This window comes from Pseudomonas sp. MF09156 (genome assembly GCF_059862305.1).
Map to the genome: position 1 here is coordinate 1 of NZ_JCBCUR010000048.1, position 1,231 is coordinate 1,231.

The 1,231-nt window shown below is 52.9% G+C and carries 1 protein-coding gene; it reads right to left on the reverse strand.

Annotated elements, in window-relative coordinates; all coding sequences use genetic code 11:
- Positions 1-18 precede the first annotated feature (18 nt).
- Positions 19-1,169, reverse strand: a protein-coding gene (locus tag AC19YY_RS30965; protein ID WP_104502081.1) for an IS3 family transposase whose coding sequence is annotated in 2 segments (ribosomal slippage) — positions 19-935 and positions 935-1,169 — 1,152 coding nt in all. Because the reading frame shifts where the segments join, the coding sequence is not laid out codon by codon here.
- Positions 1,170-1,231 lie beyond the last annotated feature (62 nt).

A 1,231-nucleotide genomic window follows, 5' to 3' on the forward strand; every position in this document is an offset into this window, starting at 1 on the left:
TGAATCGCCCCGGGTTTTCTAGACACTCTCAAGGCTCGCTGCGTAACGCTTTTCAAACTCTACCGGTGACAGCTGATTGTTGAAACTGTGGCGTCGTTTTGGGTTGTAAAACATCTCGATGTAATCGAACACATCATCTCGAGCATCCTGGCGTGTAGTGTAGATTTTACGCTTGATCCGTTCCCGCTTCAGCAACTGGAAAAAGCTCTCCGCCACAGCGTTGTCGTGGCAATTACCTCGACGACTCATGCTGGCTACCAGGTTGTTAGCTTTCAAGAAGCTTCGCCAGTCTGAGCTGCTGTACTGACTGCCTTGATCCGAGTGGATCATCACCTCTTGCTTCGGCTTACGTCTCCAAACCGCCATCAGCAGTGCATCAATGGCTACGTCGCTGGTCATCTGCGACTTCATTGACCAACCAATGATCTGGCGTGAAAACAGATCGAGCACCACGGCCAAATACAGCCAGCCTTCATATGTTCGGATGTAGGTAATGTCTGTGACCCAAACTTTGTTGGGTTCTCTGACATCGAATTGGCGCTTCAGTAAGTTCGGTGAGGCAACGGCTGGCTTACCACCGTATTTTCCAGGCCTCCGTCGATACCCAGTCTGAGAACGTAAACCTTCAAGGCGCATCAACCTAGCCACCCGGTGACGGCCACAGCTCTCACCAACCTCTCGCAGGTCATCATGGATCTTTCGATAGCCATAAACGCCACCGCTTTCCAGCCAGGAGTGTTTGATCAATCCAAGCAGTCGCTGATCGTCCTTGGCTCGCGCAGATTTTGGTTCTGACAGCCACGCGTAGTAGCCGCTGGGATGAACCTTGAGCGTCAGGCAAAGCCGTCGAATCGCGTAATGACCCGCTTGCTGCTTAATAAAGGCGTACTTCAGCCGCACTCCTTGGCAAAGTACGCGGCGGCCTTTTTTAAGATGTCTCGCTCCTCCGTCACCCGTTTCAGCTCGGCACGTAGACGACGAACCTCAGCGCTCTGATCATCCTCCTCAACGCGCTGTTCCTGGGGCTTGGTGTAGCGCTTAACCCAGGCATAGAGGCTGTGCACAGACACACCCAATCGTGCAGCCACCTCCGAGACAGGAAGCTGCTTTTCGGTCACTTGCTTGACCGCCTGGATTTTGAATTCTTCGGGATAACGCTGGTTGCTCATGGCACCTCCTAATGGGCCTCATTTTAAGGCTTGGAGGTGTCTACGAAACTAGGGGCGATTCA